Here is a 21433-nt window from a genome sequence, read left to right as displayed (position 1 = left end):
GAATTATATACACAATTAAAAACTTTTTTTAATAAATTATTTTTCGACAAAGTTGGAGAAATTATTCATAGTTTTAAATACTAGTTTTGAGTGTACAGTGTAGAGTGTAGAGTGTAGAGTTGTGAGTGGTGAGCTTCGAAGCATTACTTTCCAAGACTTTACACTCTAAACTCTAAACTTTACACTAAAAAAGCAGCCCAAAGGCTGCTTTTTAATTTAGATTAGCAATGAACGGATCAACCGAGGAAATTTGAACTCCTTGATAATAGTGTTTAATAATCTCTTGATAATTCTTGCCTTCCTTGGCCATGCCGTTGGCTCCCCATTGGCTCATACCAACGCCGTGTCCCCAACCCTTCGTTTCAATGATGACATTATTGCCGCTTCTCTTCCATTTAAAATCGCTAGAGTCTAAATCTAACTTCTCTCTTATTTGCCTACCAGTAAAGGTCTTACCATTTACATTAACTGTAGCTACTCGCCCACCTTTCGTGCGTGCAGTAATTTCTCCTACAGTTCCATCACCAGGTAACTTCACACCTAACGCTTGAAAAAATTCTTGTGAAGACACAATTTTTTCAGAAGAATATCTTGGAGATTCAACATCCCATGGACTTTCTACACTTCGTAAGTATGGAAATTCATTTGGCCAAAAATCCTCTGAGTTTTCTGTAAAGCCATTACTTGTTGAAAAGAAAGAAGCTGTTATTGGAACTCCTTCATGTGTAATTATTTGACCACGAGTGGCACGTACAGCTTCAGTTACTTTTGCCTTAGCCCAATCATAGTTTTCTTTCCAAAATTCCTTAAGTTCTGCATCACTTCGAAAAACTTGGTGCTGAATCGTATCAGTTACAACTGCACCTTCAGGAAGACTAATCTCTCCAGGATTTAGCATATGTTTAATAATATAAGTCCTTGCCGTTAGCGCCTGTGCTTTTAATGCTTCAAGTGAAAATTCGGCTGGCATTTCAGATGCAACAACGCCAATGATGTACTCTTCAAAATCATATTCCTCTATACTTTGTGATTTTGAGCGGTACACGGCCACACTTAGATTTTCAGGTGATATCTCGTTACTAGAGTCAATGACATTCGAGGTTTGAACTGAAACAGGTTTGATAGATTTGTCTGTTTCATTACCTTGAAATGCTAGAACGAGCATTGTCGGGATAATAAGAATAACACTACATAAAATTGCTCCAATAATAATAATTTGCCGCATGCATACGCCTCCATACTTTGATTTTGTGCTGAAATTAGTAGACGAATATTCTGTTTTTCTGTCTCTAGCATTGTATGCAAATTTAATAGAGGATAGACCTTGAGATTTATTTTTCTTAAAAAATTGGAGCCAAGCAATGCTGAAAATACAAAACAGGCTGTTGAGTTCTTCTCAACAGCCTGTTTCCTTCATTAACTTGCTTTTTTGACTGCCACCGCTGCAACCTTGTAGTGATTTTCGAAGAAATCATTTGTTTCACGAACTACTACCTTACTTAAGAGAATAAGTGCAAGTAAGTTCGGGATCATCATTAATGCGTTAGCCATATCAGCAAATGCCCAAACTGTTGTTAAGCTTGCTACAGCACCAACACCACAAGCAGTGATGTAAGCTGCACGGTAAGCTAAAATTCCTCTTGTTCCTACTAAATATTCGAAACATTTCTCACCGTATACATACCAGCCAACGATGGTTGAGAAGCCAAAGAAGATAACTGAGAATGCAACAATATATTCTCCAACGGTTCCTAATACAGATGCGAACGCTGCCCCTGTTAACGCTCCACCTTCAAGGCCTGCCTCATGGACTACACCAGATAGTAATCCACCTGTTGGATCCCAAAATCCAGATATTACAAGAACTAAACCAGTCATCGTACAAACAATGATCGTTACAATGAACGTACCTGTCATTGCTACTAATGCTTGTTTTACAGGATGATCTGTTTTTGCATTACCAGCAATTAGTGCTGCTGTACCAAGACCAGCTTCGTTCGAGAAGATCCCACGAGCAACCCCGTTACGAATGGCTTCTGATACGAGAACACCTACAAATCCACCAGTTGCTGCAACTGGATTAAACGCATATTGGAAAATCAGTCCAAAGGCTGGAATGATTTGATCATAATTAATAGCAAGAATAAGTAATGCCCCACCGATATATAAAACTGCCATAACTGGCACGAAGAAACCTGCAACCGTACTAATACGTTGAATTCCTCCAAAAATAATTAACGCTGCTAAAACAGATAAGATGATTCCTGTTGTAAGATTATTGATACCAAATGAATTCTCCATTACCCCTGCAATGGTATTTGACTGAACACTATTTCCAATACCTAACGCCGCAAATGCTCCAAAGAACGCAAAGGCAATTGCTAACCATTTGAATTTTTTCCCTAGTCCGCGTTCCACATAGTACATCGGTCCGCTAGAATATTCTCCATTAGCATTTTTGACACGATATTTCATCGCAAGAAGTGCTTCAGAGTATTTTGTTGCCATTCCTAAAAGACCTACGATCCACATCCAGAAAATAGCTCCTGGACCACCAATCGTTACGGCAGTTGCAACCCCTGCAATGTTACCGTTTCCGATCGTCGCCGCCAGCGCTGTCATTAATGCTTTAAAGTTACTAACGTCCCCTTCATCCCCTGCACCAGCTTGTCCCTCTTTTGTAAAACCAAGCTTAAAGGCATAAAGCAATCTTCTGAATTGTAATCCCCTTAACATGAATGTTAATAATAGTCCCGTCCCAAATAGTAGGACTAAGCTCGGTGTTCCCCATAACACACCATTTACTTTGTCTAATACCGCTAAGATATCCATAAATCTCCCCCTAAAAAAATGATAGCGCTTTCAATACATTGATAATTGTAGCATTTCTGTGAACAAAAACTTTTGTGTATTTTTTAAACATTGAAAGAATATTTTTGTAAAACACAACAAATGTATACATTATTCAGAATTTTAATTACGATACTTGTTGGAAGCCACATACTAATTCCCAAAAAGGCCAACGATGTTAGTAAAATCTTTTTCTATCTTACTATAATATAGAAAGATCGTATATTAGAAGTTATACTTATATATATGTGTGAATTTCATACCTACATAAAACCTTAGTTGAAAGCGATTTCATTGTTTGAAATTCATATTGCATGATTTTTTACATAAGGAGCAATTATTTAATGACCTATGAAAAACATAACAACGATCCTTTTAAGGGCACTTTTGGGAACTTGGAAAACCTCGTCGATAAAATTAGTGACGTTTTGGGTTGCCCAGTGACGATAGAAGATGCTAACCATCGTTTACTAGCATACAGTTCACACGATGATCAAACGGATCCTGCTAGAATCGCGACCATTATTGGCAGAAGAGTACCAGAGAAGATCATAAACAACCTTTGGAAAGATGGCGTTATCCAAAGGCTTAACCAAACGACTGCGCCAGTGCGTATTTCAGAAATAACAAATATCGGACTAGGTGATCGAGTTGCAATATCTATTCATAACAAAAATGAGGTTATAGGGTATATTTGGGTGTTAGAAGTTGAACACCGTCTCTCAGAAGAACAATTATTATTAATAACTCAAGCGGCTCAAACTGCAAAAAATCAGTTACTCCAATTACAAGTACGTAAAAAAAGAAAGAACAATGCCATCAGGAATTTTTCTGGCAGATACTTACTGGACATGTCAACTCCGATCGTGAAATTAAACAGAGAATCGAACAACTAGGGATTACTCCACCATCACCTATATCTATTCTTGTTTTTCAATTTGGTAAAGAGATCACTCCGAAAATTGAGAAAAATATCAGTTACACGATCACAACAACTCAGCAATTACAAATAGTCTTACATGTCATAGATGGCAATGAGTTAATCCTTCTAGTATCACCGCTGCCAACGAAAGAGGTTCAAAGTAGTATCGCCCATTTTATCAATGAATTTATCTTGCAAATGGATAAGCGCTATAACATCTCCGATATTAAGGCAAGCTGTGGAAATATATACGATAATTACGAAAAAGTTGAAGCAAGCTATCAGGAAGCCTTGACTGTTTTGCGTCTAAAAACTCAGTTTTCTGAAGAAGTTGGTGACATTTATAGTTACCAACAATTAGGGATTTTTCGCTATCTTGACGTCATTTTCGAGAAAAAGAAAGTTGATCAGTACGAAAATCCTGCTCTAAGGAAACTCGCTGAATACGACAAAGTCAATAAAACGTATCTAGTAGAAACTCTGGAAGTTTTTTTAAATAAAGATAGCAACATCAACGAAGCTGCCAAAGAACTGCATGTCCACGCAAACACATTAAATTATCGACTGAAGCGGATATCAGAAATTGGTGACATTGATTTAAAAAATCCAAACCAAAAAATGACGCTGTACCTGGATATTAAGACTAATAAATTAGATAAGCAAGGGCGTTTGTAGAATTTCACAAACGCTCTTTGTTTTTTCTCCAATCTAAACAAAGAAAAATTGTTTCGCAAAATCTATACTGTGATTATCAAGTGATCATCTTTTTGAAAACAACTAAGGGGGATTTTATTATGTTAATTGGGGTACCTAAGGAAATTAAAAACAATGAAAATCGTATTGCGCTTACACCAGCTGGTGTTGATGCATTAATAAAAGCCGGTAATGAAGTTATTATTGAAACTGCAGCTGGAATTGGAAGCGGTTTCACGAACGATGATTACATTCAAGCTGGAGCAAAAATAGTTGATACTGCAGCTGAAGCTTGGTCAGCAGATATGGTCATGAAGGTTAAAGAACCACTTGCTTCTGAATATAACTACTTCCGTGAAGGACTTATCCTTTTCACTTACTTACACTTAGCTGCAGAGCCTGAATTAGCTCGTGCCCTTACTGAAAAAGGAGTAACTGCTATTGCTTATGAAACAGTTGAAGTAAATCGCACATTACCACTTCTTACTCCGATGAGTGAAGTTGCTGGTCGTATGTCTTCACAAATCGGAGCTCAATTTTTACAAAAAGCAAACGGTGGAAAAGGAATTCTGCTTGCAGGTGTACCAGGTGTTAAACGTGGCAAAGTTACGGTTATCGGTGGTGGTGTTGTAGGTACTAGTGCAGCAAAAATCGCAATGGGCCTTGGCGCTGACGTAACAATTATTGACCTTAGCCCAGACCGTCTACGTCAATTAGATGATATTTTCGGAAATGAAATTCAAACTTTAATGTCAAACCCATTAAATATTGCTCAAGCTGTTGCTGAGTCTGATTTAGTCATCGGTGCTGTATTAATTCCAGGTGCTAAGGCTCCTAAATTAGTAACTGAAGAAATGGTGAAAGCAATGTCTCCTGGCTCTGTGATTGTCGATGTAGCCATTGACCAAGGTGGTATTTTTGAGACTGTTGATCGAATTACGACTCATGACAACCCAACATACGAAAAGCACTCTGTTGTTCATTACGCAGTTGCGAACATGCCTGGAGCAGTTCCAAGAACTTCTACAATTGCACTTACGAATGTTACAGTTCCTTATGCGGTTCAAATTGCAACAAAAGGTGTTAAGAAGGCTGTTGCTGAAAATCCAGCTCTTAAACTTGGTGTAAACGTTGCTGGTGGACACGTAACATATGAAGTAGTAGCGAAAGACCTTGGCTATGAGTACGTTAGCGTTGATGAAGCATTAGAAAAGGTTATGGAAACTGTTTAATCTAATATTTTAATCCTTGCAGCTCTAGGAATCCCCTCATCAAATCCAGAGGGGATTTTTTTTACCATAATTTTTTGATAAGGGGTACAAAAATGAGTCTATTCAGTTTTCGAGATACATGGGCAGAGGTTTCATTAGATGCGATTTATCATAATGCAAAGCTTTTTAAAACCAAACTAAAAAGTAAAACTAGGCTGATGGCAGTTGTTAAGGCTGACGGATATGGACATGGTTCTGTTGAAGTAGCCAGAACGGCTGTAGAAGCAGGAGCTGATTATCTCGGTGTAGCCTTCCTTGACGAAGCACTTGTTTTACGGAGATCAATTCCTCAAACACCAATTCTCGTGTTAGGATACATTCCTCCAAGTTCAGTAGCTACCGCCATTGAACATAAAATTACACTGACTGTCTATTCTGAAGAAGTTCTAGAGGAGATAAGTACTTGTGCGACTCGCTTAGGAATAACAGCAAAGGTCCATATTAAATGCGATACAGGGATGGGGCGGGTTGGTGTAACAACAAAAGAAGCAGCTCTCTCGTTAGCGAAAAAGGCATCCAAAGCTAGTGGGGTATTAGTAGAAGGTATCTTCACTCATTTTGCCAATGCCGACAGTGATGACCCCTCGTATACGTTTATGCAATTTAAACGTTTTACAAGTATGTTAAATTATTTAGAAGCAAATGACATATCGATTCAAATCAAACATTGCTGCAATAGTGCCGGAACGATTAACTTCCCAGACATGCACCTTGACATGGTAAGGGTAGGCATCAGCCTTTATGGGCTAACGCCATCAAAGGAAATGAACCTTTTTGCCTTTCCTTTAAAGCAAGCGATGCATCTCAAAACAAGAATTATTCAACTGAAGCAAGTATCCACTGGAGAAGCCATTAGCTATGGCTGCACATATAAAGCTGAAAATGTAACTACAATTGCTACCATCCCAATTGGATATGCCGATGGGCTTTCGAGGCTTTTATCAAACAAGGGATCTGCACTTGTTCATGACAATCGTGTACCAATTGCAGGAAGAGTCTGCATGGATCAATGTATGCTAAATGTTAGCACGGTCTCCAGCCCAGCTGTCGGAGACGAAGTCATTCTCTTTGGAGGAACGGACGAAGGATTTATCTCGATAGATGAAGTAGCCGAACAAATGGGTACTATTAATTATGAAGTCGTCTGTTTAGTAGGAAAACGTGTCCCACGTGTTTATTTAAAATACAATCAGTGCATCAAATACAACAACCAACTTCTTCCTAGTTCGAATCATCAATTGCCTTTAGCATTTGGTGTCTGACACCGTAAATATCTGAAAACCATTACGAGTTCACTTCGAAAGTTCACTTTCCTTTATAAGATAATTCTTCAGCCATATTTACATGTTGTGTTGTAGAAAAGTGAACTTTCTTTAAATGGACTTTTTCTCATTTTGTATATCTGAAAAAGACAAAAAAGGATTCAGCTTCTCTGCTGAATCCTTTTTATTTTGTTTTGGTGTTTATTAATGTCTGACAATCGAGTTCGCTTTGAAAGTGAACGTTCTTTCTAAGCCAAATTAGGATTAACCTTTAATGGCGCTGGTGCTTCAAGATTTTTTAGTTGTGATTGATCCACTTCGTACACACGCTCAACGTTTGCACCTAGTGCTTTTAGCTTGCCAGCAAAGTCAACATAACCACGGTCGATGTGCTTTAACTCAACCACTCTTGTGTAGCCATCAGCCACAAGACCTGCGATAACAAGTGCTGCTCCAGCTCGTAGATCGGTTGCAGCTACTTCTGCTCCTTGTAGCGAAGCTGGACCTGAAATAATGGCTGTTCTGCCCTCAATTTTAATATTTCCATTCATGCGGCGGAATTCCTCCACGTGCATGAAACGATTTTCAAATACAGTTTCGGTAATCATACTCATGCCTTCTGCTCTCAATAACAGTGACATCATTTGTGATTGCATATCAGTTGGGAAACCTGGGTGTGGCATCGTTTTAATGTCGATTGGCTTTAATTTCTCCGGACCAATAACACGAATTCCAGTTTCCTCATCCATAATGGTAACACCCATTTCCTCCATTTTTGCAATAAGAGGCCTTAGGTGCTCAGATAAAGCACCCTCGACAAGGACATCTCCACCAGTAATTGCTGCTGCAACCATAAACGTTCCTGCTTCAATACGATCAGGAATAATTGTATGACCGGCACCTACTAATTTCTTTACTCCTTCAATACGAATCGTACCCGTTCCTGCACCGCGAACTTTAGCACCCATAGAATTTAAATAGGTAGCTAAACAAACGATTTCAGGCTCTTCTGCAACGTTTTCGATAATAGTTGTTCCTTCTGCAAGGGCTGCTGCCATCATAATGTTCTCAGTTGCCCCTACACTAGGAAAATCTAGATAGATTTTTGCTCCTTTAAGGCGCCCATCAACTCTAGCATCAATAAATCCATTTCCGATTTCAACAGTAGCTCCCATTGCTTCGAAGCCTTTTAAGTGTTGATCAATTGGTCTTGAACCGATGGCACAACCACCTGGTAATGCAATTCTTGCGTGACCAACTCGAGCCAATAGAGGACCCATGACTAAGAACGAAGCCCGCATTTTGCGAACATATTCAAATGGTGCTTCAGTCTTTAATGCTTTATCAGCATCAACCTCAATAACTCCATTTTCATATTTAACATCAATATTTAAATTTCTTAAAACTTCATTAATAGTGTATACATCTGCAAGTGCTGGCACATCATAAATGTGGCTCTTGCCTTCACTTCCTAAAATAGATGCAGCGATTACTGGAAGTACAGCGTTTTTTGCGCCTTCTACCTTAACCTTTCCAGTTAATCGGTTACCTCCTCGGACTATGATTTTCTCCAACGTATTCCCCTCCGACGTCCAGTTTCTATATTATTAATATTCAGTCGTAATTATCGGCGTGCCAATTGTAACGGTTGTTTTACCGCCCAATCCTTCTTTTTCTCGAATTGCAACCTGTAAATTCATGTTTTCATTGTTAGTTGAGATTACATTTTTGTTCCATGTATTAGTGTATGCAGAGATGGAAATGAACGTTTCCTCTTTTAAGAATTCAATCGTTTGTGCTGAAAATTCCGCTAATAATTCTTCTGCTTTTTCTTTCAAACCAAAATTAAGTTTATCACTGCTATTTCCTGATACACAAGTGAAAATTTTGGTATTTGGTTGAAATAAGTCTTCAAGCCTATTTTGCACTGTTAAAGATAGATACTGCCAATTTTTTTCGCTTAGTTTCTTCGTGCCATGAATGTCATAGATAAGATATGAATGTAGTTGCTCGTTGTGAGGGTAAATAATGTAGGTAAGTGTTTCTGTTACACCCAATTCGTGGTGAGTAAGCACTGCCGTAGCTTTTTCTTGACCTTTAAGCTCGTCATATAAAAGTGGTTCCCATTGGAATTCAGTTGTATTTTCTTTAAGTACTTGTAACTCATCTACTTCCTCACCTGGAATACTCCAACTATTTAAATGTTCCCTAGTATAAAGCGTCCAATCAGTTAATTCAATCTCATGCTTGTCCATAACTTCAAGTATTTGCTCTAGCTCAGAAAACTGGTTACTATCTGTCGCTTCTCCACTCCAATTTAACCCAAAATAGAGGCTAAATAATGTCACGCAGTAAAAGACTATCTGCATAAATCCTTTTATCTTTTTATTCCCCATGTTTCTCTCTCCTTAACGTTCGTTTCGCCGAACTCTACTTAGTAGCATTTTTGCCAAATAGAGAGTTTAAATACATGGTATTTGTAGTTAAAAGTCGACAAAATCAGCAGATCAAACGTTAGTGGGGATCTGCCCGCTAAGTATATAGGAGACACATTTTAGAATAGAAATCTCAGCATTCTTGAGTAATTTAGATAATCTAAAAAAAAGCTACTTACTAATTGAGTTAATGCAATAGTCATAATAATCATTAAGACAATACCTTGAGGACTTTTTGGGTTTTTAACAAGGACATCAAACCTGAATGCCTGTAACGACCACCAGATAATCACTAAAAACATTAAACTGACGATAAGGTGAACAAGAGCTTGCTGACCAAATTGTTCTAACATACTGTACTTAACTCCTTGACTTTGAATGATTAGTTGTCCATTTTCCACTTGTCAATAATCATTATAGGATTTCTTCATCATTCTTATTTTTTGTGTGTTATTAAAATTATTTCCTGCGCAATCGCTTGCTTATAGGAATTCAACAGTCACATTATTTATGATAACGAAAATCATCCAAAAAAGCTATGTAAATTATAGAAGGTTTGGTGAATTGTGAAGAATTTTAGTTGAATATGAAGAATGTTTCGGGGAATACTTTCTACAAGAAAAAAACCTACCAAAAAATGTTTCTTGGTAGGTTTAAATTATTTAATTTTTGGCTAAATTAAAGGATGATCCAATTTAAGCCGTTCATATAATTGGTTAGCATGTTGGCAAATAGAGCTAGCCCAAAAGTACCGATAAGTGAAATCGTCACGATAAGCGAAATGCTTGTCGGTGCTTTTAGCATGCTATCTTCTTCTTTAGGATCTCTCATATACATTTGTTTGATGATCCCGAAGTAGTAGAAGAACGAAATTGTACTCGTTACGATCATAATAACCGCAAGCCATACCATTTGGCTCGTCATTACCCCTAGGAAAATGTATACCTTCCCAACAAATCCAGCAGTAATTGGTAATCCCGCCATCGATACTAAAAACACAGTCATTGAATGAGCTAAAAACGGCGAACGTTTATAAAGCCCAGCAAAGCTTGACAGGTCTTCATCATTTGCATCTTCTGTTACATAAGAAATGATCGCAAACGCTCCTAATGTCATGAATACATAAGCAAACGTGTAATACACAATCATACTCATTGTAATGTTAAACGATAATGATGCTGCTAGTGGTATTAGTAAGTAACCTGCTTGTGCAATTCCTGAGTAAGCCATTAATCGCTTCACATTTGATTGAACAAGAGCTACTGTATTACCGACGATCATTGTTAAAGCTGCAATCACAGCAATAATGAAGTACCACTCCTGATAGATACCGCCAAAGCCAACTGATAAAATACGAATTAAAATCGCAAATCCAGCTACCTTTGATACTGCAGTTAAAAAGCCAGTAATCGGTGTTGGTGATCCTTCATAAACATCTGGAGCCCACATGTGAAACGGTACAACAGAAATTTTAAATCCAAAACCAGCGATCATGAATAATAGAGACATGATTACTAGGTAGGGATAGTCTGCATAAAGCTGTGGCATTGCTCTACCGATTGCTGCTAAATTGGTTGTTCCTGTTAATCCATAGACAAACGACATACCGTACAGGATGAAAGCAGATGCTGTTCCACCAAGTATGACATATTTAAGAGCTGCTTCTGTAGATTTTGATTGTGATTTACGGAAACCAGCTAAGCAGTATGATGAAATACTAAGTAGCTCTAAACCGATAAATAACGTGATCAAGTCTGCAGATGAAACCATTAGCATTGCACCAAGTGCTGCAAAAAGTAATAACGAATACATTTCACCTTGGTACATTTCTTTATGCTTATCCATGTAGGACATTGATGTCAGAATAACAAGCGCTACCCCAATTAAGATCGCAATCTTAAATAGCATTGCAAATGGGTCAACGATAAACGTGTTTGACACAATTGATCCAGAAGTTTGATTAAATACGACTACTAATACAGCGGTAATTATAAGTGAAATGAAACTTAAAACGCCAATGAATGGCTTTTTACCACGAATGCCTGTCGTAAAATCAATTGTAAACACTGTTAGTGCAAGTATTGCTAACACAATCTCCGGAGTCATTAAAGACCAGTCTGCGTTAAATGCTGCCATTGTCTTTAACCCCCTATCTTCGACACAATGTCGATCACTGTAGTATTAATTACGTCACCTAAAATCGCAGGGTAAACTCCAATTAGAATGATTAACCCAAGTAAACAAACCATTGGGACAAACTCAATTGGACGTGCATCTTGAAGGTGCGCATGGGACTGGTGTAATTGACCAAAAGTAGTTCTTTGCATTGCCCATAACAGATAAGCAGCTGTAAGAATGATCCCTAATGCTGCAACAACAGCGATCGTTTTTGCGGCTGGAATCACCTCAGGAGATGCCCAGAAAATACCCGTAAACGCTAGGAATTCACTAACGAAGCCCGACATACCTGGAAGCCCAACGGAAGCCATGGCCGCCGCAAGTAAAAATCCAGCTAAGATTGGAATCGTCTTAGAAAGCCCGCCTAATTCTTCGATCATACGTGTATGTGTTCTCTCGTAAATTGCACCTACCATAAAGAATAGAAGTGCTGCGATAAATCCGTGAGAAACTAATTGGAAAATTGCTCCTTGCATACCTGCAGTTGTGAACGATGCAGCTCCAAGTAAAACAATCCCCATGTGCGAAATACTTGAGTAAGCAACAAGCTTCTTCAAATCTTTCTGAACTAGAGCTAATAGAGCACCGTAAATAATGTTTACAACCCCAAGGATTGCAATTAAATACGCAAAGTTAGCTGCTTGGTCTGGTAAAATTCCAAATCCAACGCGTAGTAATCCATAGGCACCCATTTTTAACAAGACACCCGCTAAAATCATACTAGCAGCAGTAGGTGCTTGAACGTGAGCGTCTGGTAACCACGTATGGAAAGGGAAAATTGGTAGTTTTACAGCAAAAGCAATAAATAATGTTAAGAATAAACCAGCTCTGAACGTATTAGTAATAGCTTCAGCATTCGCCGGGTTAGCGTAAATTTCAGCTAAGCGTAGGAAGTTTAATGTTGCTTCTTGGGCCATTGCTCCTTGATAGAACATTGCAAAGAAAGCAATTAACATTAGCGCACTCCCAAGTCCTGTATAAAGCAAGAACTTAAATGCAGCATATTCTCGTTCTTTTCCGCCCCAAATCCCGATGATAAAGAACATTGGAATTAACGTTAATTCAAAGAACAAGAAGAATAAGAACATATCTAGTGCAACGAATACACCAAGCATACCTGTTAGAAGGATTAGCATCCATACAAAGTATTCTTTGACACGCTCTTTAATTGTCACAGAAGCGATAACCGCTAAAAATGTAACAATTGTTGTTAATACTAATAATGGCATCGATAAACCATCTACACCTAGGTCGTAATTAAATGAAACAAATCCTAAATCGATCCACGTAAAGTTCTCAGCGAACTGCATACCTGATACGCCACGGCTAAAGTTCGCCCAAGCGATAAACGATAAAATCATTGTTACAAAAGATGTAACCCCAGCAATCGAACGAATAACATTTTTATGCTCATTAGGTATTGTTAAAACAATTAACGCCCCTAATAATGGTAGAAAAACAATTAAACTTAACATATTTGGGATCATCCGAAATACCCCCTTAATACAAAGGCAAGGGCAATAACTGCGAGTCCACCAACGACTGATACTAAACCGTAAGTTTGCAATTGTCCTGTATGCCTTCTGCTAATTACATAGCCTGTTCCCTTTGCAAGGTATCCAGTAATATTAACGATCCCATCAATAATGAAGCGATCGACTGCCCAAAGGAGTTTCCCAAGGTTTACTACCGGACGTACAAATACTTTTAAGTAAAGCTCATCCATGTAGTACTTGTTCAATAGCACTTTGTGTACTCCTGGTGCCATTTTCGGGAAGAAACTTTCAGAAATTGTTCCTTTGAAGTAGATTAAATATGATAGAACAAATCCGATTGCAGCAATCAGGATTGAGTAACCAACTAACCAAAGCTCACCGTGAGCCTGCTTACCAACATTTAATCCCTCTGTTAAAAATCCTTCAAGATGGAAACCGAAAATTGGTGTATTCACATAACCAGCAAAAATTGCTAGAGTAGCTAATACAATTAACGGAATTGTCATCACTTTTGGACTTTCATGTGGTTCATGATGGTGCTCGCCAGCTTCTAGGTTATCGTCTCCACGATATTTCCCTGTAAATACTTTAAAGAATAAACGGAACATATAAAATGCTGTCATCGCAGCTGTAATAGAGGCAATCGCAAATAATAACGGGTCCCCATTATAGAATACAGCAGCTAAGATTACTTCCTTACTCCAGAACCCTGAAAGTAAAGGAGCACCAGCAATGGCCATTGTTCCAATTAAGAATGTAATGGCTGTTACCTTCATCTTCGACCAAAGTCCACCCATTTCACGAATGTCTTGACGATGGTGCATTCCATAAATAACACTACCTGCTCCTAAGAATAGAAGTGCTTTAAAGAAAGCGTGAGTCATTAAGTGGAACAATCCAGCTACATAACCAGCAGTTCCTAAAGCTAAAATCATAAATCCTAGCTGACTCACCGTTGAATAGGCAAGAACACGTTTAATATCTGTGTTAACTAGCGCAATTGATGCAGCGAAAATCGCTGTGATCGCACCAGTGTAAGCAACAACTGTCATCGCAGTTTCTGATGCTAAGAACACAGGATACATAACTCCAACTAAGTATACCCCTGCAGCTACCATCGTTGCAGCATGGATTAATGCTGAAACTGGTGTCGGACCTTCCATTGCGTCAGGTAACCAGACATGTAATGGGAATTGAGCAGATTTACCGACCGCCCCTAGGAAAATACAGATAGCGATTACAGTAATCATTGTTTCCTCAACTAAACCATTGCTAACTGCTGCAAAAATTGTCTCATACTCAAATGATCCCGTATAAATAAACGTTAAAATAAGACCAATGAGTAATCCTACATCCCCAATTCTTGTTGTTAAAAATGCCTTTTTTGCCGCAGCAGCAGCTTCAGGCTTGAAGAACCAGAAACCTACTAGTAAGAATGAACACACCCCTACTAACTCCCAAAAAATGAAAAGTTGTAATAAGTTAGGAGATAGGACGAGACCTAACATTGAGAATGAGAACAACCCTAAGTATGAATAGAATACTGGGAAACGATCATCCCCATGCATGTATTGTTTTGAAAATAAGTGAACAAGTAAACTTACAGTTGTAACAACAATTAACATCATTGCGTTTAATGCCGTTACTTCATATCCCATTGTAATTGTGTGCTCCCCAAAGGTAATCCACCTTACAACGTACTTATAACCTTCCCCACCGATTCTTTCGAATAAGACGACTACTGCCGTCACGAATGAAGCAGCCATTGCAATAATTCCAACGTAAGCCGCTCTTTCTTTCAGTATTCTTCCAAAAAGTAGAAGCAACACGAAGGCTAATAGTGGGAAGACGGGTATTATCCAGGCAAATTGCATCATACCATCACCTTTTCCTCTTTTAGTCTAGCAGACGTTCAAAAAATTCCGGTAACCATTTCTGTCGAATTTCTTCGTTGGCTCACTTCTCTGCTACTTATGTATTTCTGTATACACTACGTTGCTTGAAGCCTTGCCGCCTCGACCTTCTCCGTTCTGCTTATCCTCATTTTTGAACCTTCTTTAAGCTATAGCCTTACCAACGCATAAGATCTTGTTTAATAACATCAATTGATTTTCGATTACGGTATAAGGCAATTAAAATCGCTAAACCAACTGCTGCTTCAGCTGCAGCTACAGTTATGACAAATAGAGTGAATACTTGCCCTGTAATATTGGCGAACGGTCCAATGCTAGAAAATGCTACTAGATTAATATTGACCGCGTTTAACATTAACTCTACTGAAACAAGAACGATAACGAGATGTCTTCTCGTAAGTACCCCATATAAGCCGATACAAAATAGAATAGCTGCTAAGGCAAGATATAACGTTATTGGTACCATTCTAATCGGCCTCCTTTCGTGCCATTACAATGGCTCCTACTAACGCTGCAAGTAGTAAAATACCTGCTCCTTGGAACGCAATGACGTAGTTTCCATATAAAGCAACCCCAATATCCTCTGCAGATGCGATATAAAGGTCTTGCCCCCCGCTAGGCACATCAAGTGTAAAGATTCCGCCTAGCATTAATAAAAGAAGTACGCCGACACCTATAAAGCTCACTATTTTGTGGGCTAAATTACGTTCTGGACCAAATGACACTAATTTATGATCAGTCATCATCATACCGAAAACGAATAGGATCGAAAGCGCCCCTACATAAACCATAATCTGAACAATACCTATAAATTCTGCTCTAAGTAAAAAGTAGATACCTGCAACAGCAAAAAATGTAAATGCCATTGATAAAACCCGATGGGCGATCCTCTTTAAAATGATAACTAGAACAGAACACGAGATTGCAAGAATGGCTAGTATTAGAAAAAGAACTAACTCTCCACTCATTTCTCTTCACCTCGCTCTGGTTCTTCTGCTTTCTTCACTGTGTAATTTCCGTATACTTCATTACCAGAAAGCCAATCAATGTCTTTATAGAGTGGATCTCTCTCATAATCTGAAAGGTTATCATATTTTGCTGTCATAACAATCGCTTGTGTAGGACAAACTTCAGTACAGAAATCACATAAAATACATCCTTGGAAATCAATGTTATACGTATCAATTACTTTTTTCTTCGGATTATCTGGATGCGGCTTACCTGTTAAGGTAATAACATCGGTTGGGCACGCAGTAACACACATGTTACAGACGATACATAAATCAGGGAAAAAACGCTGGATCCCGCGAAAACGTTCAGGCATTACCTGTTTTTGTTCTGGATATTGGATGGTAATCTTCTCTTTAGTAAAGTATTTCAGTGTTACACCGAAACCTTTCAATAATTTAAACATCTATATCACCCCATCCATACTTTTATCACTGCCGTAATGACAATGTTAAGAAGTGCTAGTGGAATTAAAACCTTCCATCCAAAGGCCATTAACTGGTCCACTCTGACACGTGGCAATGTTGCACGTAACCAAAACCAAAAGAACATAAAGATTGACATCTTGAGGAAGAACCATACGATACCTGGTAGAACTGGTCCTAACCATCCACCTAAGAATAATGTAGTTGCGAGTGCCGCAATTGCAATTGCGTATACATACTCTGCAAGCATAAAGAATGCCATTCGGAACCCACTATACTCCGTATGATATCCTGATACGAGTTCACTTTCTGCTTCAGGTAAGTCAAATGGCGAACGGTTTAACTCGGCAATAGCAGCAATCATGTAAATAACAAAACCTAAAAGCTGTGGAACAATAAACCAAACACCTAATTCTTGCTGAGCAAAAACGATGTCTCTTAGGTTTAATGACCCTGCTAAAATAACAACACCGATAATTGCTAATACTAACGGGATTTCGTAACTGATCATTTGGGCAATGGAACGCATGGAACCCATTAATGAATACTTGTTATTAGAACTCCATCCACCCATTAACACACCTATCGTTGATAGTGATGAAATACCAACAAAGTATAAAATACCGATATTTAAGTCAGCACCGACAATATTTTCACTCCATGAAATTGTCGCTAGTACCATAAACGCTGGTGCGAACGCAATAACCGGAGCAATAACAAAAATATTCTTATCCGCTTTTGCTGGAATAATATCTTCCTTTAGCAAAAGCTTTAAAACGTCGGCGATCGTTTGAGTCAATCCCCAAGGACCGTGACGGTTTGGACCAGGACGAAGCTGCATGTAACCAATAATTTTACGTTCAAAAAGAATCGTATACGTTACCGCACCTAACAAAAGTCCTAGCATCGTCACAGCATAGATAATGATATATAGCATTTCCATTATGCATCGACCTCCCCGAGAACGACATCAAGACTTCCGAAGAGTGCAACTAAATTTGCAATATTTTCATCTTTTAGCTTTGCTGCTAAAATTGACGTGTTTACAAATGATGGACGACGTAATTTGACTCGGTATGGCTTATTTTTACCATTACTAATAGCGTAAACTCCGATTTCACCTTTTGAACCTTCACAGCGGAAATATGTTTCCCCAGCAGGTGGCTTAATCATCATAATTCGTTGCCCTTTTTTGTGAATGATTTCACCTTCACAAATTTGCTCACAAGCTTGCTCAACAATTCGCAAAGACTGGAACATTTCTTCAAGCCTTACTTCATATCTAGCAAAACAGTCCCCTTCTTCTCTCGTTGGGACTTCAAAATCAAAACGATCATAAATAGAATAAGGTTGATCTTTTCTTAAATCATGTTTTACACCGCTACCACGTAATATTGGACCTGAAAGTCCCCAGTTAATTGCTTCCTCTTTGGAAATATGCCCTACACCTTTTGTACGTCCAACGAAAATTTCATTTCCAGTTACAAGTGTATGGTACTCCTCAAAGTTTTTGCGAAGTTCTTTAACTGTTTCTTTTACTTTTTCAACCCAACCCTCTGGCGCATCCCATTTCACGCCACCAATACGCATGTAGTTGAATGTCATCCTTGCACCACTAATTTCATTTAAGCGATCCATAATCGTTTCACGATCTCTAAATGCATAAATAAATGGACTAAGAGCCCCAATATCTAGAAGGTACGTTCCCCACCATAATAAGTGGCTTCCAATCCGGTTAAGCTCCATTGTGATGACACGGAGATATTCGGCACGTTCTGGCACTTCAAGTTCCATGAGCTTCTCGATAGCCGCACAGTATACGTAATTATTAGTCATGGCATTTAAGTAGTCTAGACGATCTGTATATGGAATGAACTGAGAGTACGTTAAATCTTCAGCAAGTTTTTCTGTACCCCGATGTAAATATCCGATTACAGGTCTCGCTTCTTTAATAATCTCACCCTCAATTACTACCTCAATACGAAAAACACCATGTGTACTAGGATGTTGCGGGCCTATATTTAATACCATTTGCTCAGCTTTTATACTCATCAACAGTCACCCCCTACGATAAACCCATTTCTTCTTTGTCGAACTTATAATCTTTACGAAGCGGATGACCAACCCAATCATCCTCTAATAAAATTCGGGTAAGGTTTGGATGACCGTCAAATTCAATTCCTAATAGATCATAAGCTTCACGCTCATGCCAATCAGCAGTCTTCCAAATCGGTTGTAACGAAATTACCTTTGGATTAGATCTTGGTGTCTTCACTTTAATGCAAAGGTAGTGGTCTAATTCCAATGAATAAAAATTATAGATAACTTCTAAATGCTCTTCATAGTCAACACCCGTTAAACAGCATAGGAAATTGAACCTCAAACTTTGATCATCGTATAACATCTGAGCTATTTCAGATGTCCAGTTGTCACTGTTGATCGTAATAAAAGGTTCTTCAAAATTTAATCTACTTTCAATTACTACTTCCGGGCCTGATAATTGTTCAATTTTATTTAAGACGAGATCTAGTAATTGTTGACTCATATCCTTTGGCCCACCTTCTTCCTTCTCTTGCCCTTAGCTTCTTCTCTAATTTGAATACGAAGTTTCTCGATACCATCTAACAGCGCAGGTGGAGTTGGTGGACAACCTGGGATGTAAACATCAACAGGTACAATTTTATCAACGCCGTTAACAACACTATAAGCTTTGTGATATGGACCACCGCATGTAGCACATGACCCCATTGCGATAACCCACTTTGGTTCAGGCATTTGATCGTATAGTCTTTTTACAACCGGTGCCATTTTAGCAGTTACTGTACCCGCTACGATCATTAAGTCAGCATGACGTGGTGATGCACGGAAAAGTACACCGAAACGGTCTAAGTCATAACGTGCCGCTCCAGTACCCATCATTTCGATTGCACAACAAGCCAATCCAAATGTTAATGGCCAGAAAGACCTTGTACGAGCCCATGCCTTTACTTCTTCAACCTTTGTAATAAGGACATTACGCTGTACTTCTTCTACTACTGCCGGATCAAATTCCTCTAACCCCTGTTTTTTTAGTTCCATTCTAGCACCTTCTTTTTCCAAGAGTACGCAAGGCCTAACGCAAGTACAACTATAAAGATAAGCATTGCATTGATCCCAAACCAACCTAATTGGTCAAGGGCTACTGCCCAAGGATATAAGAAAACGGTTTCAATATCAAAAATCAAGAACTCTAGCGCTACTATATAATAGGCTATATTGAACCGGACATGGGCATCTCCTGTCGGTAGAATCCCACTTTCATAAGATACTAACTTATCAGGATACGGGTTGTGTGGCCTTAAAAAACGACCAGCAGTCAACGCCACAACAGGAAGTGCAATACCTAAAAGCATAAATACAATGACATAAAAATAACCGTTTGAATACAGATCTAATTCCATGCGCTCTCTCCCTCCATTCCTTGCATATTTGTAATTCAACTCCCCTTCTAAATTATAACAAAGGCGTTCAAATTATGTCCACATTTTTCTCAATATTCTATTTTTTATACATTACACTATCATAATGTTCTAAACCTCGTAAAACCCCGGTATTATAACAATTTTCTGACTATTAACTATGCTGTTTTCTATAAAAATGACCATGTAATTGTGTCGAATTGTAGGCGAAAAAAACTTGTTTGTACTATAACTTTTTTTTGACTGTTATATACGATGAGTTTAAAGTGTAGAGTGTAAAGTGTAGAGTTGATGTGAGCTTATTCGAGGAGAAATTCGATTGTGAGAATAGTAAATTATTATCCACTTTTATCTAAATTGATCTTACTTGTCTTAATTATTGCAGTTAAAATCTTCTTTATTTCAACTGCTTCCTTTCGTAAATTTTCTGTCCTATCTATTTTTAAATAGCCGGACGCTTGAAGTAAATCAATCCAATAAATTGTTTCAGATATTTCTTTGAGAGATATATTTAACTTATAAATAAAATCTCTCTTTGATTGTGAAGCTAATGCTTCAGAGATATTAGCTCCAACACTTGTCCCTGATCTTAGGACTTGTTTAGCCATTACATATTCTTTTCTTTCGTCAACTAGGAATTTGTAGAGGTTAATTACATTTAGAGCAAATTGAAACGACTTTTCCTTAACGATACTTTTTGCCATTGAATCACCAATCTTTCTTTCTTTCTTTAATTAATAGTTTAAAGTGTAGGAGTGTAGAGTGTAGAGTCTGTGGGTAAATCAAGGAGGAAAAGGCAATAGAAATTAAAACAGAGTAAAAAGTGGGGAAGTTAATTTTAATATAGTCTTTTTCCTACGAATTTACAAACAAAAATCTAACATCTTTTACTTCTCGTAGTTACAATCACAACTCTAAACTTTACACTATAAACTCTACACTACAGAAAGAAAATAAAAAAAAGACGCCGCAGCGTCTTTTTTTTATTTTCTTTCTGCAACGTTCAAACGGTTAATAGCACGTTTAAGGGCCATTTCAGCACGTTTGAAGTCGATGTCATCTAGTTTTGCTTGTTGCAGGCGACGCTCTGCTCGTTCTTTAGAAGCGCGAGCACGGGCAACGTCGATATCTGATGGCAATTCAGCTGATTCTGCAAGAATACTTACTTGATCACCGCGAACTTCCATTAGGCCACCAGTGATCGCTACAAGTGTTATCTCAGAATCCTTTTTAATTCGAACCGCTCCAATGGTTAAAGGAGTAACTAAAGGGATATGATTTGGTAAAATACCAAGTCCACCGTTAATCGTTTGTACACTTACCATTTCAACGTCTCCATCGAATACTTTACCATCAGGGGTTACAACACTGACATTCATTGTCTTCATGAAAACCCTCCTTAAGCACCCTAGGAGCCACGGATTGTGGCTACTCTATGAGTGGAGACTAATTCAGTGAACTACATTTCACTAAAGTAGCTTAGAATCATTAAGTTTAATATCTAAACTTATTTATCACGATG

Annotated in this window: 22 protein-coding genes; 4 read left to right on the top strand and 18 right to left on the bottom strand. The window is 38.3% G+C overall.

Annotated elements, in window-relative coordinates:
- Positions 1 to 211 precede the first annotated feature (211 nt).
- Positions 212 to 1225, bottom strand: coding sequence for a stage II sporulation protein D (gene spoIID / locus H1D32_RS22385; protein WP_261180415.1), 1014 nt, complete (start codon positions 1223 to 1225; stop codon positions 212 to 214).
- 191 nt (positions 1226 to 1416) lie between these two features.
- On the bottom strand, positions 1417 to 2832 hold the full coding sequence (locus H1D32_RS22380) for an alanine/glycine:cation symporter family protein (RefSeq protein WP_261180414.1): 1416 nt from the start codon (positions 2830 to 2832) through the stop codon (positions 1417 to 1419).
- 362 nt (positions 2833 to 3194) lie between these two features.
- Here H1D32_RS22380 and H1D32_RS25180 point away from each other — a divergent pair, with 362 nt between their 5' ends.
- The 4 genes from H1D32_RS25180 (at position 3195) to alr (ending at position 6998) form a co-directional block, all read left to right on the top strand.
- A complete protein-coding gene (locus H1D32_RS25180; protein ID WP_314733483.1) occupies positions 3195 to 3746 on the top strand; it encodes a hypothetical protein in 552 nt (183 codons plus the stop codon).
- The gene (locus tag H1D32_RS25175) at positions 3689 to 4447 is read left to right on the top strand and encodes a PucR family transcriptional regulator (RefSeq protein ID WP_314733492.1); all 759 of its coding nucleotides are present in this window, start codon (positions 3689 to 3691) and stop codon (positions 4445 to 4447) included. Before H1D32_RS25180 ends, H1D32_RS25175 begins: the two co-directional genes overlap by 58 nt.
- 119 nt (positions 4448 to 4566) lie before the next feature.
- On the top strand, positions 4567 to 5697 hold the full coding sequence (ald, locus tag H1D32_RS22370) for an alanine dehydrogenase (protein ID WP_261180413.1): 1131 nt from the start codon (positions 4567 to 4569) through the stop codon (positions 5695 to 5697).
- A 92-nt stretch (positions 5698 to 5789) separates the two neighbouring features.
- Positions 5790 to 6998, top strand: a complete 1209-nt coding sequence (gene alr, locus H1D32_RS22365; RefSeq protein ID WP_261180412.1) for an alanine racemase — start codon at positions 5790 to 5792, stop codon at positions 6996 to 6998.
- A gap of 248 nt (positions 6999 to 7246) precedes the next feature.
- On the opposite strand, the gene murA is transcribed toward alr, so the two are convergent.
- The 16 genes from murA to H1D32_RS22285 form a co-directional block, all read right to left on the bottom strand.
- Complete coding sequence (gene murA, locus H1D32_RS22360; RefSeq protein ID WP_261180411.1) at positions 7247 to 8572, bottom strand: UDP-N-acetylglucosamine 1-carboxyvinyltransferase; 1326 nt, start codon at positions 8570 to 8572, stop codon at positions 7247 to 7249.
- A 33-nt stretch (positions 8573 to 8605) separates the two neighbouring features.
- Positions 8606 to 9394 (bottom strand): YwmB family TATA-box binding protein, encoded by a 789-nt coding sequence (locus tag H1D32_RS22355; RefSeq protein WP_261180410.1) that lies wholly within the window; start codon positions 9392 to 9394, stop codon positions 8606 to 8608.
- A gap of 158 nt (positions 9395 to 9552) precedes the next feature.
- Positions 9553 to 9786 carry a DUF1146 family protein gene (locus H1D32_RS22350; RefSeq protein WP_261180409.1) on the bottom strand — a complete coding sequence of 78 codons (234 nt, stop codon included), beginning with the start codon at positions 9784 to 9786 and terminating at the stop codon, positions 9553 to 9555.
- Positions 9787 to 10111: 325 nt separating this feature from the next.
- The gene (locus H1D32_RS22345) at positions 10112 to 11569 is read right to left on the bottom strand and encodes an NADH-quinone oxidoreductase subunit N (protein WP_261180407.1); all 1458 of its coding nucleotides are present in this window, start codon (positions 11567 to 11569) and stop codon (positions 10112 to 10114) included.
- A gap of 5 nt (positions 11570 to 11574) precedes the next feature.
- Positions 11575 to 13098, bottom strand: coding sequence for a complex I subunit 4 family protein (locus H1D32_RS22340; protein ID WP_261180406.1), 1524 nt, complete (start codon positions 13096 to 13098; stop codon positions 11575 to 11577).
- Positions 13095 to 14984: an NADH-quinone oxidoreductase subunit L gene (gene nuoL / locus H1D32_RS22335; RefSeq protein ID WP_261180405.1), complete on the bottom strand. Its 1890-nt coding sequence runs from the start codon at positions 14982 to 14984 to the stop codon at positions 13095 to 13097. The genes H1D32_RS22340 and nuoL overlap by 4 nt, the downstream gene beginning before the upstream one ends.
- A gap of 193 nt (positions 14985 to 15177) precedes the next feature.
- Positions 15178 to 15486, bottom strand: a complete 309-nt coding sequence (nuoK, locus tag H1D32_RS22330; RefSeq protein WP_196121195.1) for an NADH-quinone oxidoreductase subunit NuoK — start codon at positions 15484 to 15486, stop codon at positions 15178 to 15180.
- A gap of 1 nt (position 15487) precedes the next feature.
- The gene (locus H1D32_RS22325; RefSeq protein ID WP_261180404.1) at positions 15488 to 15988 is read right to left on the bottom strand and encodes an NADH-quinone oxidoreductase subunit J; all 501 of its coding nucleotides are present in this window, start codon (positions 15986 to 15988) and stop codon (positions 15488 to 15490) included.
- Positions 15985 to 16434, bottom strand: coding sequence for a NuoI/complex I 23 kDa subunit family protein (locus H1D32_RS22320; RefSeq protein ID WP_261180403.1), 450 nt, complete (start codon positions 16432 to 16434; stop codon positions 15985 to 15987). Before H1D32_RS22320 ends, H1D32_RS22325 begins: the two co-directional genes overlap by 4 nt.
- A gap of 5 nt (positions 16435 to 16439) precedes the next feature.
- Positions 16440 to 17396: an NADH-quinone oxidoreductase subunit NuoH gene (gene nuoH, locus H1D32_RS22315; protein WP_261180402.1), complete on the bottom strand. Its 957-nt coding sequence runs from the start codon at positions 17394 to 17396 to the stop codon at positions 16440 to 16442.
- On the bottom strand, positions 17396 to 18505 hold the full coding sequence (locus H1D32_RS22310; protein ID WP_261180401.1) for an NADH-quinone oxidoreductase subunit D: 1110 nt from the start codon (positions 18503 to 18505) through the stop codon (positions 17396 to 17398). The genes nuoH and H1D32_RS22310 overlap by 1 nt, the downstream gene beginning before the upstream one ends.
- A 13-nt stretch (positions 18506 to 18518) precedes the next feature.
- Entirely contained in the window at positions 18519 to 18998 is a 480-nt protein-coding gene (locus tag H1D32_RS22305; RefSeq protein ID WP_261180400.1) for an NADH-quinone oxidoreductase subunit C, read from the bottom strand.
- Positions 18995 to 19531 carry a NuoB/complex I 20 kDa subunit family protein gene (locus H1D32_RS22300; protein WP_261180398.1) on the bottom strand — a complete coding sequence of 179 codons (537 nt, stop codon included), beginning with the start codon at positions 19529 to 19531 and terminating at the stop codon, positions 18995 to 18997. The genes H1D32_RS22305 and H1D32_RS22300 overlap by 4 nt, the downstream gene beginning before the upstream one ends.
- Entirely contained in the window at positions 19522 to 19893 is a 372-nt protein-coding gene (locus tag H1D32_RS22295; protein WP_261180397.1) for an NADH-quinone oxidoreductase subunit A, read from the bottom strand. The genes H1D32_RS22300 and H1D32_RS22295 overlap by 10 nt, the downstream gene beginning before the upstream one ends.
- 356 nt (positions 19894 to 20249) lie before the next feature.
- Entirely contained in the window at positions 20250 to 20615 is a 366-nt protein-coding gene (locus H1D32_RS22290) for a four helix bundle protein (RefSeq protein ID WP_261180396.1), read from the bottom strand.
- 279 nt (positions 20616 to 20894) lie between these two features.
- Complete coding sequence (locus tag H1D32_RS22285; RefSeq protein ID WP_261180395.1) at positions 20895 to 21299, bottom strand: F0F1 ATP synthase subunit epsilon; 405 nt, start codon at positions 21297 to 21299, stop codon at positions 20895 to 20897.
- Positions 21300 to 21433 lie beyond the last annotated feature (134 nt).

Origin of the sequence: Anaerobacillus sp. CMMVII, assembly GCF_025377685.1 — a bacterium.
GTDB lineage: Bacteria > Bacillota > Bacilli > Bacillales > Anaerobacillaceae > Anaerobacillus.
This window is presented reverse-complemented; position numbering and strand designations above follow the sequence as displayed.

What these genes read in the sequence shown, in the direction of transcription:
- spoIID (WP_261180415.1), bottom strand. Translation starts at nt 1,225, where the DNA reads ATGCGGCAAATTATTATTATTGGAGCAATTTTATGTAGTGTTATTCTT.
- H1D32_RS22380 (WP_261180414.1), bottom strand. Translation starts at nt 2,832, where the DNA reads ATGGATATCTTAGCGGTATTAGACAAAGTAAATGGTGTGTTATGGGGA.
- H1D32_RS25180 (WP_314733483.1), top strand. Translation starts at nt 3,195, where the DNA reads ATGACCTATGAAAAACATAACAACGATCCTTTTAAGGGCACTTTTGGG.
- ald (WP_261180413.1), top strand. Translation starts at nt 4,567, where the DNA reads ATGTTAATTGGGGTACCTAAGGAAATTAAAAACAATGAAAATCGTATT.
- alr (WP_261180412.1), top strand. Translation starts at nt 5,790, where the DNA reads ATGAGTCTATTCAGTTTTCGAGATACATGGGCAGAGGTTTCATTAGAT.
- H1D32_RS22355 (WP_261180410.1), bottom strand. Translation starts at nt 9,394, where the DNA reads ATGGGGAATAAAAAGATAAAAGGATTTATGCAGATAGTCTTTTACTGC.
- H1D32_RS22350 (WP_261180409.1), bottom strand. Translation starts at nt 9,786, where the DNA reads ATGTTAGAACAATTTGGTCAGCAAGCTCTTGTTCACCTTATCGTCAGT.
- H1D32_RS22345 (WP_261180407.1), bottom strand. Translation starts at nt 11,569, where the DNA reads ATGGCAGCATTTAACGCAGACTGGTCTTTAATGACTCCGGAGATTGTG.
- H1D32_RS22340 (WP_261180406.1), bottom strand. Translation starts at nt 13,098, where the DNA reads ATGATCCCAAATATGTTAAGTTTAATTGTTTTTCTACCATTATTAGGG.
- nuoL (WP_261180405.1), bottom strand. Translation starts at nt 14,984, where the DNA reads ATGATGCAATTTGCCTGGATAATACCCGTCTTCCCACTATTAGCCTTC.
- nuoK (WP_196121195.1), bottom strand. Translation starts at nt 15,486, where the DNA reads ATGGTACCAATAACGTTATATCTTGCCTTAGCAGCTATTCTATTTTGT.
- H1D32_RS22325 (WP_261180404.1), bottom strand. Translation starts at nt 15,988, where the DNA reads ATGAGTGGAGAGTTAGTTCTTTTTCTAATACTAGCCATTCTTGCAATC.
- H1D32_RS22320 (WP_261180403.1), bottom strand. Translation starts at nt 16,434, where the DNA reads ATGTTTAAATTATTGAAAGGTTTCGGTGTAACACTGAAATACTTTACT.
- nuoH (WP_261180402.1), bottom strand. Translation starts at nt 17,396, where the DNA reads ATGGAAATGCTATATATCATTATCTATGCTGTGACGATGCTAGGACTT.
- H1D32_RS22310 (WP_261180401.1), bottom strand. Translation starts at nt 18,505, where the DNA reads ATGAGTATAAAAGCTGAGCAAATGGTATTAAATATAGGCCCGCAACAT.
- H1D32_RS22305 (WP_261180400.1), bottom strand. Translation starts at nt 18,998, where the DNA reads ATGAGTCAACAATTACTAGATCTCGTCTTAAATAAAATTGAACAATTA.
- H1D32_RS22300 (WP_261180398.1), bottom strand. Translation starts at nt 19,531, where the DNA reads ATGGAACTAAAAAAACAGGGGTTAGAGGAATTTGATCCGGCAGTAGTA.
- H1D32_RS22295 (WP_261180397.1), bottom strand. Translation starts at nt 19,893, where the DNA reads ATGGAATTAGATCTGTATTCAAACGGTTATTTTTATGTCATTGTATTT.
- H1D32_RS22290 (WP_261180396.1), bottom strand. Translation starts at nt 20,615, where the DNA reads ATGGCAAAAAGTATCGTTAAGGAAAAGTCGTTTCAATTTGCTCTAAAT.
- H1D32_RS22285 (WP_261180395.1), bottom strand. Translation starts at nt 21,299, where the DNA reads ATGAAGACAATGAATGTCAGTGTTGTAACCCCTGATGGTAAAGTATTC.